Annotated in this window: 1 protein-coding gene; it reads right to left on the bottom strand. The window is 45.0% G+C overall.

Annotated features, from left to right (window positions below; translation table 11 throughout):
- Positions 1-545: IS1595-like element ISNme3 family transposase (locus CRG49_RS13045; RefSeq protein WP_097784640.1), on the bottom strand; the 545-nt coding region annotated here is incomplete at both ends.

The following is a 545-nucleotide window of genomic DNA, read 5'->3' as shown; positions in this document are numbered from 1 at the left end:
TGGTTAAACCTAAACTCCGTTTCTTTGAGATGCAGATAAAACATCTCTTTGGAAATACCATGAAATTTAGCCAAACGCCCCTTAGCATAACTCCAAAAAGATTCAATACCATTGATATGTTGCTTTCCTCGAGCAAACTCATTGGAACCATGATGGACACGGTAATGCTTCTCATAGCCCATATCGACAAGACCGTCATATGCTTTCCAGCCGTCAGTATTGATTTCACTGTCAGCAGATATGTGACCACGTATGACCTTGATTAGTGAGGCTTTCGAAGCGTCGGGAACGATTTCCGTATAGACCACGCCATTGCGTTTCAGTATGCCAAATACGATGGTTTTACCTGACGCTCCGCGACCGCGCTTACCCCTGATACGTCGCGCACCAAAGTAAGATTCATCTAATTCGACCACACCGGACAGTGGTGAGCTTTGTTCGCACAGAGCAGCAATCCTGTGTCTGATTTTCAGGAAAATAGGATTGATACTGCGTACACTAATGCCGGTCATTTTAGCAGTATCGGAAGCGGTCAAATCAAGAGC

Origin of the sequence: Neisseria sp. N95_16, assembly GCF_002551535.2 — a bacterium.
In the GTDB taxonomy this organism is placed as follows: Bacteria; Pseudomonadota; Gammaproteobacteria; order Burkholderiales; family Neisseriaceae; genus Neisseria; species Neisseria brasiliensis.
This window is presented reverse-complemented; position numbering and strand designations above follow the sequence as displayed.